We start from the raw sequence: 15,192 nt of genomic DNA on the forward strand, positions 1-15,192 counted from the left end.
AGCGGTGCCGCCGGTCACTGTCCCCGTACCGAACGGGACCGGCCGGGAACGGGGGTTCGGGGGAGGGACCGCGGACGATGGAGGGCGCCCCGCCGCCGAGCAGCGGCGGGGCGCCCTCCCGGCGCCGTCAACGCGCGTCGAGCAACGACGCGGCGTCGGCGACGGCGTCCCGCTCGGCGGCGGCGCCGGAGTCGGTCCCGACCGGCTCCGAACCGTCCTCCGCCCGGTCCGCGACGCGGTCCGACCCGGGCTCGCCGGTGGCGCCCCGCGCGGCCGTGTCGCGCTCGTCCGCCCGTTTGCCGGTGACGAGGGTGACCCGGTGCCCGTCGTAACAGAGCAGTTCCACCGTGATGACACCCGGTTCGGTGTTGTGCATGGCCAGGACCCTGCGCGGGCCGAGAAGGGTCGTCATTCCACAGTCGGGGCAGTACACGTCGAACATCAGGGCAGCTCCTTGAACACGGCGACCGCGTCGGACACCAGCTGGGGGTCCGCCTGGCACAGGGGGGCGCGAACGGTCGGCTCGTCGATCAGGCCGATCTCGCTCAGGGCCGCCTTGACCACGGTCGGGTTGGGTTCGGCGAACACGGTGGAGACCAGGGGCAGCAGGGCGTTGTGCAGCTCGAGGGCGGCCGCCGTGTCCTGGCCTCGGACGAGGTCGTGAAGGCGCCGGTAGTGGCCCGGGGCGATGTTGGCGGTCGTGGAGATGGCTCCCGCGGCCCCCAGACCCAGCATCGGGTGGATGAGTGCGTCGTCACCGGTCAACACGTCGGCGTCCACGTCCAGGGCGAGGAGTTCGAGGGTCCCCTGGTCGATCGCTCCGGCGCAGTGCTTGACCGCTCCGACGCCCTCCATCGACAGCAGCGTCGCCAACGTCCCGGTGGTGAGCGCCTTCCCCGTCCGGTGAGGGACGTTGTAGACGATGACGGGTGCCCGGACCGCGTCGACGACCGCCTCGAAGTGGGTCATCACGCCCTCGTCGGTGGGCCTGAGGTAGTAGGGGACGACGACCATGAGCCGGTCGGCCCACCGGTCGTGTTCGCGGGCCTGCTCGACGGTGGTGGCCGTGCCCATGCCGCTCACTCCGACGGTGAGCGGGGTGCCGTGGTCGTCGCTGACCCGGCGGCACACCTCCAGCACGGCTTCGCGCTCCCGCGCGGTGAGCATGGCCGACTCCCCGGTCGTGCCGAGCGCGACCAGCCCGGCCGCGCCCTCCTCCAGGCAGTGGCGGGCGAGCCGTTCCAGTGAGGCCGCGTCGACCTCGCCGTTCGCGGCGAAGGGGGTGACCAGTGGGACGTGGATTCCGTTCATGACGCTCCCTTGCTCAACGCTTCGGGCCCGCCCGGCGGGCGCGGCTCCGGTATTCGGCACATCACGAGTCGGGCGCACTCAGCACGACCTTTCCGAAGCGCCCCGGGTCGTTGAGCGCCCGGTACGCCTCCACCGGCTCGCTCATGGGGATGACGCGGTCCACCACGGGACGCCAGTCGTGCTTGGCGACGTGGGAGAGGAGGTCGGCGAACTCCCGGGGGCCGCCCATGGAGCTGCCCAGGATGGAGACCTGCGACCAGAAGACGCCGTGAACGTCGAGGGTGGCGCCGTGGTCGGCGGTCCGCCCGAGGACGACCATGCGGCCGCCGGGGCGCAGCAGCCCCACCAGCGCGTCCCACGAGGCGCCCGCCGAGTCGACGACGAGGTCGAAGGGCCCGCCGGTGGACGCGGCCAGCTCTCCGGGCCAGTCGCCCGAGCGGACGACCCCTCCCACGGCTCCGAGCTTGACGGCCGTGCGGATCGCGTCCTCACGGCCCGACGTCACCCACACCTGGGCGCCCAGGGCCGCGGCGATCTGGACGAGGTAGCTCGCCACGCCGCCCGCGGCGCCCGTGACCAGGACGCGTTCCCCCTCCTTGAGGCCGCCCCGGGTGATCAGGGCGCGCCACGCGGTCAATCCGGCCAGCGGCAGGGCGGCCGCCTCGTCCCACTCGAGCTCCGGGGGCTTGACGAACACGTTCTCCTCGGGGACGAGGATGTACTCGGCGTGGGTTCCGGCGGTCGGGTATCCGAGGATCTCGAAATCCGGCCCCTGAGCGTCCTCGCGGGGCCCCCACCGCAGCGAGGGAAGGATGACGACGTCGTCGCCGGGGGCCGCCTCCAGGACCCCGGAACCGACCTCGACGACGGTGCCGGCCCCGTCGGAACCGAGCACTCGGGGACCGCCGAGGTCCGCGCGCCGGTCGACCAGCATCGCGTCGTTCCGGTTCAGCGCGGCGCGGCGAACGCGGACGAGGACGTGACCGGCGTTGATCCGCGGATCCGACCATTTCTGGAACCGGACCGGAACACCGCTGTCCTGCGGCTGGGTGACAATAGCCTGCATATACTCTCCCGGAATTTTAGGCAAGACTCTGTCCGATTCCGGCCAACCTCATCACGGAGAGCACGGATTAGTTGACAGATTTTCGCCGTCGATGGACACTGGACAACGGTTTTTTAAGACCGAGGCACAGCTACTTCAGGCGTGGCCGCCTGATTTCAGAAATACGGCCAACAGTTCAGCAAGTGAGAAATCCAGACAGATGAACCGCCTCCATACGATCCCCGACGGAGCCTTGCGAGGAGAGCGCCACCGGCGAGCAGCCCGACAAGCCTCCGTGGTGTCGGGTGCACGGTTCAGGGACGCACCGCACAGAGCCCCGGCAGGGCCTCTCCCCGCCTCTGAGGGGAACTGCTCCAAGTCTGCAGCACCTCTCACGAATGCGGAAGTCACCGCTGGTTTCCACAGCAAAAAGGAGAACTTTAATGCTGGACGAGCGACGCCTTCGGACATTTGCCAAAGTCGTCGAGACCGGATCAATCGTCCGGGCGGCCGAGGCTCTCTCCTTCACGCCTCCAGCCGTTTCCCAGCAGATCGCCGCGCTTGAACGCCAGGTAGGGCAGAGTCTGTTCAGCCGGGGGCCCCGGGGAATGGAACTGCTGCGGGCGGGGGAGATTCTCCTGGAGTTGTCCGGGGAAGCCCTGGACCGACTCGATATCGCCGAGGCCACGATGCGTTCCCTGGCCAACACCATGCTGGGGCCCATCCGCGTCTCGTCCTTCGGCAGCGCCGGGTGGTCGCTCGTCCCGCGGGCCTTCTCCGCCCATCGGGAGAACTATCCGCACACGGCTCTCAGCTACGCCGAGGCCGAACCGGAGGACGCGATCGAACACGTCAAGAAGGATCTGGCGGACGTGGCCCTGACCTACACCTACGACAACGTCCCGCTCGCCCAGACCCCCACGTTGATCAGCGAACTCGTCCTCCGCGAGCCGATCGGCGTGGTGCTGCCCGAGGGGCATCCGCTCGCCGGGAACGAGCGGATCTCCCTGGAGGACCTGGCGGAGGAGAGCTGGATTCTGGGCCGGGACGAGACCCCGTGCACGCGGGCCACCAGGAACTGGGCCGCCGCGTCGGGGTTCGAACCGCAGGCGCACTTCCGCAGCAACGACTACGCGACCGTGTTCGGGTTCGTCGGCGCGGGCCTGGGCATCGCCCTGGTGCCGGCCCTCTCCCTGGTCCACCGCCCCTCCGGGGTGGAGTACAGACCGATCAAGGACGGCGACCTGGCGCGCAACGTGTGGGCCGTGATCCGGCCGCCCGTCGACGGAAAGCAGCCCGCCCCTCTGGGCGACCTGCTGAAGAACATCCAACGGCTGGCCTGGGACCTGGTCCGCGACCAGACCTGAACCAGGCCGATCCGCCGGGCCGGACGGGCCGCGGCGAACCGGCCGCCGCCGTTCACCCTCCCGGCTGGGATTCCAGCCGGGCCGACTCGGCCAACATCTCGGCGAACTTGCGCCGGCTCTTGCCGATCTCCGCCAGGATGAGCGCGCCGACGCCGCTCGAACCGCCGCGCCGGCCCTTGAGGTCCAGGCACCAGTCCGTCCACCAGGTCTGCCCCGACTCCCGCGGGCCCCGGTACACCGCCGTGAAGTAGAGGCGCGAGACGGTACCGCCCTCGCCCGGTCTGATGCGGACGCAGAAGTCGCCCTCGGTGACGTCCACCTGGATGGTGTTCTTGACGCACGAGACGCTCAGGAGACCCGGAACGGTGGTGCTGTTCAGCAGCGTGGCGATCCCGGGGGCCAGTCCCTCGACGTGGGTCCGGTCGCGCGTGATGGTCGACATGGCTTCCTCTCTCCGTTCTGTGGCGGCCGCTGGTCTCACGGACCCGTGGGCTCGGGGTGGGCGTGGGTCGGGACGGCCGGCCCCTCCTCGTCGCCGACCCCGGTGTCGGTCCGCAGGAGGTCCTGGACCGTCTCCCTACGGACGATGGCCCTGGCCCGGCCCTCACGGACCGCGACGACGCCGGGGCGTAGGGCGTGGTTGTAGTTGTTGGCCATGGAGCGGCAGTACGCGCCGGTGGCCGCGACGGCGAGCAGGTCCCCGGGGGCCAGGTCGCCGGGCAGGCGCGCCTCCGGCACCAGGACGTCGCCGCTCTCGCAGTGGCTGCCCACCACCCTGCTGGGAACGGGGGCGGCGGCCGAGTCCCGCGACACCAGGTCGCACGTGTACGGCGCGCCGTAGAGGGCCGGGCGGATGTTGTCGCTCATCCCCCCGTCCACGGAGACGAACCGGCGCACACCGGTGACGTCCTTGACCGTGCCGACCTCGTAGAGGGTGACGGTGCCGGGGCCGACGACGGCCCGCCCCGGTTCGACGGCCAGGCGCGGCACCGCGATCCCGTGCTCACGGCACGCCCCCCGAACGGCCCGCCGGAGCCCCTCGGCGAAGCTCGCCACGGGGGTGGGGAACTCGCCCGGCACGTACGTGATGCCGCGGCCGCCCCCGAGGTTCAGTTCGGCCAGTTCGACTCCGTGCTCGTCCTTGACCGCCCCCAGCAGGGCGACCAGTCGTGCCGCCGCCACCTCGAACGGTTCGAGGGAGAGCACCTGGGATCCGATGTGGGAGTGCAGGCCGGCCAGGTCCAGCCCCGGGGCGGCCAGCACGCGGCGGACCGCCTCGGCCGCCATGCCGGTGCTCAGCGCGAACCCGAACTTCTGGTCGTCGTGAGCGGTCGCGATGTACTCGTGCGTGTGCGCCTCGACACCGGTCGTCACCCTGACCAGGACCCGCTGCCGCCTGCCCCGGCTCTCGGCCAGGGCGGAGAGCCGGTCGATCTCGGTGAAGGAGTCGACGACGACGCGGCCCACGCCCACCTCGATCGCCTGCTCCAGCTCCGCCAGGGACTTGTTGTTCCCGTGCATGGAGATCCTGTGCGGGGGCACCTGGGCGTGCAGCGCGACGGCCAGCTCACCCTCGGAGCAGACGTCGAGGTTGAGCCCCTCCTCGACCACCCACCGGGCCACCGCGGTGCACAGGAAGGACTTCCCGGCGTAGTAGACGTCGCCGCCGTGGAAGGCCCGGACGTACTCCCGGCACCGGGAGCGGAAGTCCTCCTCGTCCAGGACGAAGAGCGGGGTGCCGAACTCGCGCGCGAGCTCGGTCACCGTGTGGCCCGCGATCTCCATGACCCCGTTCGAGCGGTGCGCGTTACGCGGCCACACGCCCGGGGCGCGCTCCTCCTGAGGCGTCGGGGCGAGGAGCTCCTCGCTCTGGGTCTCGGCGGGGTGGATCGGTCGGTTCATGGTGCAGACCCCTGTCGGATCCGGTCGGTCGGTGGGTGCGGCGGTCGGGTCCGTCTCAGACACAGGTCTCGGCCTCCGGGAGGGGCCGGTCGAGGGAGAGGTTGGTCGAGCCGAACCACTCCTCCAGCAGCCGGAGCGCGGTGCCGTCCGCGTACATCTCCTCGATCGCCTCGTTCACCAGCTGGCAGGTCTCCACGTCGCCCTTGGGGAGGGCCACGCTGTACCGCTCCTCGGTGAAGGGGTCGTTGACGAACCGGTAGGCGTCGCTCTCCCCGTCCGGGATGATCCCGGCCAGCACCAGGTCGTCGGTGGAGACCACGTCGAGCTCCCCCTCGACGAGCATGTCCAGGCACTCGGGGTAGTCGGCCGCGTCCACCAGCTCGACGTCGATGCCCTCGTCGTCGGTGATCCTCCGCCAGGAGTTGGAACCCTCCACCTTGCACACCCGGGTTCCGGCCAGGTCCTCCCGGGCGTCGATCGAGGTGTCCTCGGCGCGGACCACCGTGTCCTGGCTCGCCGTGACGTAGGGGCCGCCGAAGGTCACGAACTCGCCGCGCTCGGGCAGCGCGGAGTAGGTGGCGAAGAGCATGTCGACCTCGCCGTCGCGAACCACGGTGTCCCGTTCCGGCGGGAGCACGCCCCGGAACTCGATCCGCGCGTCGGGGCCGGCGACCCGCTCGGCGACGTAGCGCGCCACGTCGACCTCGAATCCCCGCGGCCCCGACCCCTCGGCGTAGCCGAGGCTGGGCAGGCCGCTGTGCACGCCGACGACCACGGTGGCCGGCTCTTCGGCGGTGTCGGACGCGTCGGGGGCGTCGGAGGCGTTGGAGGGGGCGCAGGCGCTCAGCACGGCCAGCGCGAGCCCGGCCGAGGCCGTACGTAGGGCGGGTGTGGGGGTCAGCATCAGGTCTTCTCCGAATTCCGCTCGTGGGCGGGGCGCGGCGGTCCGGAGCGGACCGCCGCGGCTCCGAGGGGGTGGTGGGGGTTTCCGAGGGGCGGGGGAGGTCGTGAGGGGGCGGCCGCCCTCAGCCGCACGCCCCGCGGGACGCCCGGCAGTGGTCGACGATGGCGTCGAGGTAGCGGGCGGAGGTGTTCAGCCGCAGGACCGCGCCGAGGGCGATCTCCCGGCCCAGCCGGGGGTCCCGCTCGACGACCGGGCCGATCACCTCGTTGAACCAGCTCTCGCCGTGCTCGACGTCGATCTCCATGTGCAGCAGGTGGTACTCCACGCCCTCCGGGGGGAGGCCGAGCTCCTTCCAGGCCCGGGTCAGGTACTCGAACCGCCGGGGAACCAGGTACTCGGTCGCGCCGAAGTACCCGGCGGCCTTGTAGTAGTGGCGGCGGGACAGGGCGAGCGCCGAGGACAGGTTCCCGCAGACCTTGGCCTCCAGCAGGGTGTTGTCCGCGATGAAGCCGGAGTCGATGCCCAGGGCGGTGTGGGACTTGGCGAAGATGGTGGTGTGCACGCCGGCGTGCTCGCCGTTGCCCATCTCGTCCCAGTAGTTCTTGGCGATCTCCATCTTCTCCACGCCGGTGGTGCCGACCTGGACGAGCGCGAGGATGTCGTCGAAGCGGGGGTCCAGGGTCCCCTCCTGAACCATGAAGAAGCGGATGTCCTCCTTCGTCGCCTCCGCCTCCACGAAGGAGGTGTAGAACTCGTGGCGGCTCGCCACGTGCGCGTTGACGAGGTCCTCCAACCACCGCACGTACTCCTTGGCGGTGTGCGGGTACCCGGTCAGCGCCGACTCCGGGACGAGGGCGGCCTCGTGGGTGAGGAAGGCGTTCTCCAGTCGGGCGGCGACGTCGCGCAGGATCGGCTGGGAGTCGTGGTCCAGGCGCTCGGCCGGCGGGATGCTGAAGTCCTGCTCGTAGATGGCGCCGAGGAGGTCCTGGACACGGTTCTGCGCGTCCGGGTCGCCGTCTCCGTAGGCCCGCGCCGTCAGGGCGTCGGCCTCCTCGGCCAGGCGCCCGCGCGTCCCGTAGTCGGCGGCGGCCAGGTTCCAGTCCTGGGCGGTCAGCTCGGCTCCGTGGGTGACGAACCGGTCGAGGAGGGTGTGGTCGGTCTGGATGCTCATGCGCTCGTGCTTCCTTGCTCGAGTGGTCGGGATGGTGGGGGCGGGTGCGGGACTCACTGGTGGAGGGCGACGGCTTCCCGGTCGCGGACGGGCAGGGGGCTCTGCCGCTCCGCCCCCTCCCAGGCGACGGTGGTGCCCGAGGCGCTCAGGTCGTAGACCTCCCGCCCCGCCAGGGCGTTCGTCATCACCGCGCTGCGCCAGGCCATCGCCGCGAAGTTCGGGTCGGTCCACCCGTGGGAGTGGACGGCGGCGTTGTGGGCGAAGATCCGGCCGCCGCCCAGCCCCTCGGTCCGGACGGAGAAGTCCTCGTTCATCTGGAACCGGCCCCGCTCGTCGAGCCGCAGGTGCTCGCGGACCGGTTCGAGGAAGCGGGGCACCTCGAACGTGTAGCCGGTGGCCATGATCACCGTGTCGGCGAGGAAGACCTCGGTTCCGTGCGGCCCCTGTACCTCGACGCTCCAACCGTCCGGGGTCGGCGTGAGGAAGGTGAACTCGCGGTCCACCAGCAGACGGGTCGCCATGGGCGCGCCCTCGAAGTGGTCCATCTCGTAGACGCGGCGGTAGATGTTCTGCAGCAGCGGTTGCAGGATCGCGTCGCTGGAGGCCTTCTGGACGCCCAGGAGCCGCTCGCGCTCGTCGGCGGGCTCCCGGTAGAAGAAGCGGGTGTAGCCCGGGGTGTACAGCTCGTTGGCGAACGGGGACTCGTCGAAGGGAACGAAGTTGTGCCTGCGGGTCGCCCAGATGACCTCCGCGGGCAACTGCGACTTGTCGCTGAGCAGGTCGTTGACGAGTTCGGCCCCCGTCTGGCCGCCGCCGATGACCGCGACCCGCTTCCCCTTCCGGGGGAACGAACGCAACAGGTACTCCGACCCGTGGAAGAGCGTCTCCCCCAGGAAGGGTCGCGCCGCCTCGGGCACGTAGGGTGCCCGGCCGACGCCGAGGACCAGGTCCCGGGCGTGCTGGGTCCCGTTCGACGTCCGCACCGCGAACCGGGTCCCGTCGTGGGTGACCTCGTCCACACTGGCGCCGAAACGGAGATGGTCGAGTTGCCCGCAGATCCACTGAAGGTACTGGTTGAACTCGCGCCGCAGGACCGTCGGATATTCGGCAATGACAAAACGGTGCAGCCGGTGATTACGGGCGAGGAAGTTGAGGAAAGAGTACTCGCTGGTCGGGTCGACCATCGTGACGCAGTCCTTGTACAAGGGGGACTGCAGGCAGGCGTCGTCGAAGAGAAGGCCGGGGTGCCATTCGAACGACTGCTTCCGCTCCAGGAATCCGGTCTTCAGTTCGGGCGCCTTCTCCAGCAGCGCCGCGAGACTGACATTGAAGGGACCGATCCCCACGCCCAGGACGTCGAGCTCGTTCCCCCGGGCCCGGGATCCGCTTTCCGGTTTCATCTTTTTCCTTTTCCTTTTCGACTGGTGGTGGACCGTGACGGGCCGCAGGCGGGTACCTCCCGCGGCCCGGGGGCGGGTGTGGTGCGGGCCCTCAGATCCGGGGCGCCATCGGAGTGAAGTCGACGAGCAGGATGGCGCGGCCGCCCGGCCTGGGGTCGCCCCCGCGGCGGATCGGTGCGACGTAGTGGCTGACCTTGTCGTCGCGGACCCCGTAGGACTCCAGAGGTTTGGTCAGTTCGAACTCGGCCATCACCAGGTCCTCGGAGATCTCCCCCGGCGTCATCCCGGCGCAGCGGGGCGGCGCGATGGTGTTCCCGCCCCCGACCACGTTGTCCCGGTACATCAGGTGCGCGAAGGTGTAGGGCTCGCCGTCCTGGTGCAGGCAGTTCGGGGAGGCCACCGCCTCCTGACCAGCCTCGTCGACAACGAGGTTGATCATGTGGACGCCCACGTGGATCGGCGCCATCAGGTCGACCGGGCTCCACTCGGTCTGGCCGAAGTCGAACAGGATCAGGTCCCGCAGCAGCGGGTTGTCCGTCGCGCTCTCGCGCAGCGCGGGGAACTGGCGGCGCGCCCCGGTGAACTCCGGGTTGTGGTCGCCCTGGTAGTACTCGGTGACCCACTGCTCGTCGTCGCTCAGGACCGGGGGGATCCAGCTGAACCCGTTGTCCCAAGGGGTGATGACGCCGCGGGAGTAGCGCCTGAACCGGCCCGCCGACCGTGCGTAGGGGTCGGTGGGCAGCTCCGAGAACTCCGCCACCAGGCTCGACAGACGGGGGTCCGCGTCCGCGACTCCGAGCTGGTCCGCGAGATCATATCTCGCGTACCCCTTGGTCATGACTTCCGAACGTTCCTCGACGATGTGCATTTCCTGACTCCCCATAGATCTCGATACCACAATTTCGGAACAATGCCCCGAACGGCGGCGTCATTACACCGAGAGAAAATCACGCGAATTCTTGCGTGTACCGAATCCGCGCTTCTGCGAAGTGGTGCGACCTTGCGCTAAGACATTCCTACGCCACCCGGACACCTGAGAGCAATGAAGCGCTTCTTACCCCTGCCGGTGGCGAGTTCTTAGCCCATTCTGACCTGCACATCTCCAGGGAAGAGCACACGGATTTACACACACGCACCGATCCGTGGCCACGCATACAGGCGAAGTTCACCTGAGAAAATCCGCGACTGTCGGAGATTGATTTATCACGCACAGTCATACCGCGGGGCGCGGCGGAACCCGGGCCGTCTCCACGGCCGCGGGCGGTTCGTCGGTGGCGGATGCGCGCCCCGCGGGGCGGGGAAGGCAGGGCCGACGCGGGGCTTCAGAGGGCCGGCGGCCATGTCGCGCGGTCCCCGGCACGGGCGCGCGGCGCCCACAGGCGATCGCCCTCCAGGCGGTGAGGCGGTCAGCGGAGTGGTTCCGCCTGAAGATGCCCCAGGTCAGACATAGAAAGAGCCAGCGAGGGGACTTGAACCCCTAACCTATCGCTTACAAGGCGATTGCTCTGCCAATTGAGCTACGCTGGCGGGCGTCCGGGGCCGTCAGGCCTCGGAGCGTCCATCCGAATGGTACCGGTTCCTGAGCCGCGTGGCCTACTCGGATTCGAGCCCGCGCCTGCGAGCGACCTCGTACAGCGACACCCCCGCCGCCACCGACGCGTTGAGCGACTCCGCACCGCCGATCGGGATGCTCGCCACCACGTCGCACGACTCGCGCACGAGCCGCGACAGGCCCTTGCCCTCAGAACCCACGACGACCACCAGCGGCCCCGTCGCCAGCTCCAGGTCCGGAAGCTTCGTGTCGCCCTCGGCGTCCAGTCCGACGACGAACAGCCCCGCCTTCTTGAAGCCCTCCAGCGCACGCGTCAGGTTCGTGGCCTGCGCGACCGGGAGCCGGGCGAGGGTTCCCGCGGAGGTCTTCCACGCGGTCATGTTCACGCTCGCCGACCGGCGCTCCGGAATCATCAGGCCGTGCGCGTCGAACGCGGCCGCCGAGCGCGCCACCGCCCCGAGGTTGTGCGGGTCGGTCACCCCGTCCAGCGCGACGATCAGCGGCGCGGTGTCCGACTCCAGCGCCCTCTCCAGCAGGTCCTCGGGAACCCAGTAGCGGTACGGGCGCACCTGCAGCGCCATGCCCTGGTGGGCGGCGCCGGGCTGGCCGTTGCTCTCACACCGCCGGTCCAGCTCGGCGCGGGTCACCTCGACGATCTCGACGCCCCGGTCGCCCGCGGCGCGCGCCGCCTCGGTCACCCGCTCGTCCGGGTCCAGGCTGTTGGCCAGGAACAGACGGGTGGCGGGCATGCCCGCGCGCAGCGCCTCCACGACCGGGTTGCGCCCCACCAGCAGGTCGGAGTCGGCCGAGCGGCGCTGCTGCCGGGCCGCTCCCTGCTGGTCACCGGCCGGTCGGGGCCGTTTGGCCGCGCGGGCCCGCTGCTTGCCCTCGTACCAGTGCCGCTGCTCGGCGGGCAGGGTGCCGCTCTTGCCCTCGAGTGAGCGCCGCCCCTTGCCCCCGCTGCCCTTGGTCGGGCCCTTCTTGCTCTTCTTCGCCGGCATGTCCGCCGCCTCCCCGTACGTCTCGCGAGCATGCCGGAAGCGCGTCGGCGTCCGGCGGATTCGCCACCAGTGGTGGCAAACCTCCAGCCTAGTCCCGACGCGCCACCGCCCGCGTCATCCGCGCCTGAGGTCCCAGCGGGGCCCCTGCGGCGTGTCCTCGACCACGACGCCCGCCTCGGCGAGCTGGTCGCGGATCGCGTCGGCCGCGGCGTAGTCCTTCCGGCCCCGCGCCGCCTGCCGCTGCTCCAGGGCCACCGCCACCAGGGCGTCGACGACCTCGCGCAGCCCGGCGTCCCCACCGGCCCACTGCTCGCTGAGCGGGTCCACTCCGAGGATCCCCAGCATCGCGCGCAGCTCGGCGGCGAGCTCGGCCACCCTGTCCTTGTCCCCGGCGGCCAGCGCGGTGTTGCCCTCGCGCACGTGGCCGTGCACCACGGCCAGCGCCTGGGGCACCCCGAGGTCGTCGTCGAGCGCGGCGGCGAACCCGGCGGGGACGCCCTCGGCGGGCGCGACCTCGCCGGTCACCTCGACCGCGCGCGTCAGGAAGCCCTCGATCCGCTGGTAGGCGGCGGCGGCCTCCCGCAGCGCCTCCTCGGAGTAGTCGATCGCGGAGCGGTAGTGCGCCTGGCCGAGGTAGTAGCGCAGCTCCACCGGACGGACCTTCTGGACCATCTGCGGGATGAGCAGCGAGTTGCCGAGCGACTTGCTCATCTTCTCACCGCCGACCCGCAGCATCCCGTTGTGCAGCCAGAAACGCGCGAACCCGTCGCCCGCGGCACGGGACTGGGCGACCTCGTTCTCGTGGTGCGGGAAGATGAGGTCCAGGCCGCCGCCGTGGATGTCGAAGCTCGGGCCGAGGTACTTGGTGGCCATCGCCGAGCACTCCAGGTGCCAGCCCGGCCGGCCCCGGCCCCACGGGGTCTCCCAGCTGGGCTCGCCCGGCTTGGCGCCCTTCCACAGCGCGAAGTCGCGGGGGTCGCGCTTGCCGCGGCCCTCCTCCGCGGAGTCCTCCATCTGGTCCGGCCGCTGGTTGGACAGCTCGCCGTAGGCGCCGTAGGAGGCCACGTCGAAGTAGACGTCGCCGGAGCCGTCGTCGGCCGCGTAGGCGTGGCCGGCGTCGATGAGGCGGCGGATGAGCTCGATCATCTCCGGCACGTGCCCGGTCGCCCGGGGCTCGACGGTGGGCGGCAGGCAGCCGAGGATGTCGTAGGCCTCGGTGAAGGCCCGCTGGTTGCGCTCACTGACCTTCCACCAGGGCACTCCCTCGGCGGCGGCGACGTTGATGATCTTGTCGTCGATGTCGGTGACGTTGCGGCAGAACGTGACGTCGTAGCCGAGGTGGGTCAGCCAGCGGCGCAGGATGTCGAAGTTGAGGCCGGAGCGGATGTGGCCGATGTGCGGTGGTGCCTGCACCGTGGCACCACACAGGTACAGCGAGGCACACCCCTCGCGGAGGGGGACGAAGTCTCGGACCTGTCGGGCACTGGTGTCATAGAAGCGCAGACTCACGTTGTCAAGCCTAACCGCTTTCCCTTCACCCGCGGATCACAAACCACCAACCACGCTCCGGGCCGATCGTCTCCCGGACAGGCTCCAGGGCACATATGTGATGAGCCGTATTACAGCCGACCCGGTGTGAGATTTCCGGGCACGGAAGCCCGTCCCACACGGCCATCAGGGCGCCCGGGCGACGCGTCCCCCGCGCCGCGCCTCTGGAGGAGGGCCGTGATCGGCCGGAATCTCGTGTTCGCGCGGCTTCCTCGACTACGCTGCGGTTGCGATGGCCCCTTACGACAAAGCCCCCGAGACAGGGACACGGAACGCTCGACCCGCGAGCCGCGGCGCGGGAGCCGGTGCTCTCGTCGGTGGCGCGCTGTTCGTCGGCCTCATCGCCGCCTGCGCCCTCGTCATCTCCTACAACGGCGTCTTCCGCTTCGCGGAGTACGGCGGGCACGAGGGCAGCCCCCTCGCCCACGTGTTCCCGGTGACCTACACCCTCCTGCTGCTCATGGCGTTCTGGGTGAGCTACGTCCTGCGCGAGGCGCACCCCCGCGACCGCGTGTGGGTCGACCTCGTGCTCATCCCCGTGCTCATCCTCGTGGCGGCGGCCGCCATGGTGCTGGGCAACCTCGGGCTGGTCGAGACCGTCCACCAGGGGGTCGCCAACGTCATCGTCGCGGTCGCCCCGTTGGCGGCGCTGCTCGTCGCGTTCCTGCTGTGGATGACCGTCCGAGCGCACATCCGCCGACGGCGCCGAGCGACGCCCCCGCGCCCCAAGCCCTCGGCCGACCGGGCCACGGTGCTGCACGGCCGCGCGGTGTCACCGTCCGAACTCGACGACACCGTGCCGGACGACGACCACCACCTGACGACGCGACTGCTCGACTTCGGGCCCGCCCCCGCGCGGCACGACCACGGCGGGACCGCGGACGAGGCGGTCGACGACCCGCGCCCGCGCGATCGGACCCCTCCTCCGCCGGAGCCGGACGAAGCCGGGGAGGGGGCGGACTCCGAGTTCTCCGAGGTCGTCTCCGTGTCCCCCGCCCCTCCCGGGCCGGAGCCCGAGCCGGCGGAGGACTCCGCCGACGACCGCCCCGAGTCCGTCACCGCTCCGTTGCCCAGGCGCACCCGGACCGGGGCCAATCCCATCAAACGGGCGAGCGTGGAGGTCCCGGTCGTTCCGGGTGCCGCGTCACCGGTCGACCTCCGGGGATCCGACTCCCCGCGCGCTGACCGGACCGACGACGGGTTCGAGGACGACGCCCTCCCCGGAGACCCCGCCAACGACGAGGCCGAGACCCCGCCCGCTCGGGTGCCCGGGCCAGGCGCCCGAGACGACGCCTGGGACGGGGAACCGGACGCCGGGCAGGCGGTGGACGCCGAGCCGGACGCCTGGGACGAGGAGCCGACGGCGCCGGAGCCGGCTCCCGACGCCGCCGAGACCCTCGGCGCGCGACCGGAACCCCTCCGAGCGGGCCCCGGGGCCGGACATCGCGAGCCCGAGGACTCCCCGATCCCGGACACCGCCCTGTGGGAACCGCCCGCCGACGACCTCGGGGGCGACGCGCTCACGGACTACGTCCCTCCGGAGTGGACTCCTCCGGAGGACGACGGGCCGTCCCCCTTCGCCGAGGAGGCCGCGGACACGGCCCCGGAGCCCACCCCCGTACTCGACCACGACACCGGACCGGAGGTCCGCGCGGCCTTCGGGGTCGGCTCCGTGCCCCAGGGCGCCGCCGCCCCCGAGCCCGACCCCGAGTTCGCGCCCGCGGCGGATCCGGAGTTCGAGCCGGCTCCCGACCCGGAGTTCGTGTCGGAGGCCACGGAGGACTCCGCGTCGGACCCCGAACCCGAGCCCGGCGCCGTGGACCCGCCGACCGCACCGGACCGTGCCGACGCCGGGCGCCGACCGCCCCTGGAGAAGCGCCCGATGGTCCTCAAACCGCGCCGTTCGCCGATGCCCGACCTCACCCCCGGGCCGCCGTCCGGGCGGGTGCGCAGCGAGCCGCTGCCCCCGGGGGACTGACGCGCCGCGAGGA

Annotated in this window: 13 protein-coding genes and 1 tRNA gene; 2 read left to right on the forward strand and 12 right to left on the reverse strand. The window is 71.1% G+C overall.

Annotated elements, in window-relative coordinates:
- Nucleotides 1-127 precede the first annotated feature (127 nt).
- The 3 genes from KIK06_RS19680 to KIK06_RS19690 all read right to left on the reverse strand — a co-directional run bounded on the left by KIK06_RS19680 (nt 128) and on the right by KIK06_RS19690 (nt 2,377).
- Nucleotides 128-442, reverse strand: coding sequence for a hypothetical protein (locus KIK06_RS19680; RefSeq protein WP_268644633.1), 315 nt, complete (start codon nt 440-442; stop codon nt 128-130).
- Complete coding sequence (gene dapA / locus KIK06_RS19685; protein ID WP_268644634.1) at nt 442-1,311, reverse strand: 4-hydroxy-tetrahydrodipicolinate synthase; 870 nt, start codon at nt 1,309-1,311, stop codon at nt 442-444. The genes KIK06_RS19680 and dapA overlap by 1 nt, the downstream gene beginning before the upstream one ends.
- A 61-nt stretch (nt 1,312-1,372) precedes the next feature.
- Complete coding sequence (locus KIK06_RS19690; protein ID WP_017599252.1) at nt 1,373-2,377, reverse strand: zinc-binding dehydrogenase; 1,005 nt, start codon at nt 2,375-2,377, stop codon at nt 1,373-1,375.
- A gap of 422 nt (nt 2,378-2,799) precedes the next feature.
- Here KIK06_RS19690 and KIK06_RS19695 point away from each other — a divergent pair, with 422 nt between their 5' ends.
- A complete protein-coding gene (locus tag KIK06_RS19695) occupies nt 2,800-3,723 on the forward strand; it encodes a LysR family transcriptional regulator (protein ID WP_268644635.1) in 924 nt (307 codons plus the stop codon).
- A 52-nt stretch (nt 3,724-3,775) separates the two neighbouring features.
- Here KIK06_RS19695 and KIK06_RS19700 read toward each other — a convergent pair whose 3' ends face one another.
- From KIK06_RS19700 to cysS, 9 genes are all read right to left on the reverse strand, one after another.
- Entirely contained in the window at nt 3,776-4,165 is a 390-nt protein-coding gene (locus KIK06_RS19700; RefSeq protein WP_268644636.1) for a hypothetical protein, read from the reverse strand.
- Nucleotides 4,166-4,200: 35 nt separating this feature from the next.
- Nucleotides 4,201-5,625, reverse strand: a complete 1,425-nt coding sequence (gene lysA / locus KIK06_RS19705; protein ID WP_268644637.1) for a diaminopimelate decarboxylase — start codon at nt 5,623-5,625, stop codon at nt 4,201-4,203.
- A 55-nt stretch (nt 5,626-5,680) separates the two neighbouring features.
- Complete coding sequence (locus tag KIK06_RS19710) at nt 5,681-6,529, reverse strand: transporter substrate-binding domain-containing protein (protein WP_268644638.1); 849 nt, start codon at nt 6,527-6,529, stop codon at nt 5,681-5,683.
- A 121-nt stretch (nt 6,530-6,650) separates the two neighbouring features.
- On the reverse strand, nt 6,651-7,700 hold the full coding sequence (locus KIK06_RS19715; RefSeq protein WP_268644639.1) for an iron-containing redox enzyme family protein: 1,050 nt from the start codon (nt 7,698-7,700) through the stop codon (nt 6,651-6,653).
- A gap of 53 nt (nt 7,701-7,753) precedes the next feature.
- Complete coding sequence (locus KIK06_RS19720; RefSeq protein ID WP_017599246.1) at nt 7,754-9,100, reverse strand: lysine N(6)-hydroxylase/L-ornithine N(5)-oxygenase family protein; 1,347 nt, start codon at nt 9,098-9,100, stop codon at nt 7,754-7,756.
- 91 nt (nt 9,101-9,191) lie between these two features.
- The gene (locus tag KIK06_RS19725; RefSeq protein ID WP_017599245.1) at nt 9,192-9,968 is read right to left on the reverse strand and encodes a 2OG-Fe dioxygenase family protein; all 777 of its coding nucleotides are present in this window, start codon (nt 9,966-9,968) and stop codon (nt 9,192-9,194) included.
- Between the two features lie 586 nt (nt 9,969-10,554).
- Nucleotides 10,555-10,627: transfer RNA gene (locus KIK06_RS19730), tRNA-Thr, on the reverse strand.
- 66 nt (nt 10,628-10,693) lie between these two features.
- Nucleotides 10,694-11,653 carry a 23S rRNA (guanosine(2251)-2'-O)-methyltransferase RlmB gene (rlmB, locus tag KIK06_RS19735; protein WP_268644640.1) on the reverse strand — a complete coding sequence of 320 codons (960 nt, stop codon included), beginning with the start codon at nt 11,651-11,653 and terminating at the stop codon, nt 10,694-10,696.
- Nucleotides 11,654-11,767: 114 nt separating this feature from the next.
- Nucleotides 11,768-13,162 carry a cysteine--tRNA ligase gene (gene cysS, locus KIK06_RS19740; protein WP_017599243.1) on the reverse strand — a complete coding sequence of 465 codons (1,395 nt, stop codon included), beginning with the start codon at nt 13,160-13,162 and terminating at the stop codon, nt 11,768-11,770.
- Between the two features lie 271 nt (nt 13,163-13,433).
- Here cysS and KIK06_RS19745 point away from each other — a divergent pair, with 271 nt between their 5' ends.
- On the forward strand, nt 13,434-15,179 hold the full coding sequence (locus KIK06_RS19745; protein ID WP_268644641.1) for a DUF2637 domain-containing protein: 1,746 nt from the start codon (nt 13,434-13,436) through the stop codon (nt 15,177-15,179).
- The last annotated feature ends 13 nt before the right edge of the window (nt 15,180-15,192 follow it).

Origin of the sequence: Nocardiopsis sp. EMB25 (assembly GCF_026797795.1) — a bacterium.
GTDB classification, from domain to species: domain Bacteria; phylum Actinomycetota; class Actinomycetes; order Streptosporangiales; family Streptosporangiaceae; genus Nocardiopsis; species Nocardiopsis lucentensis.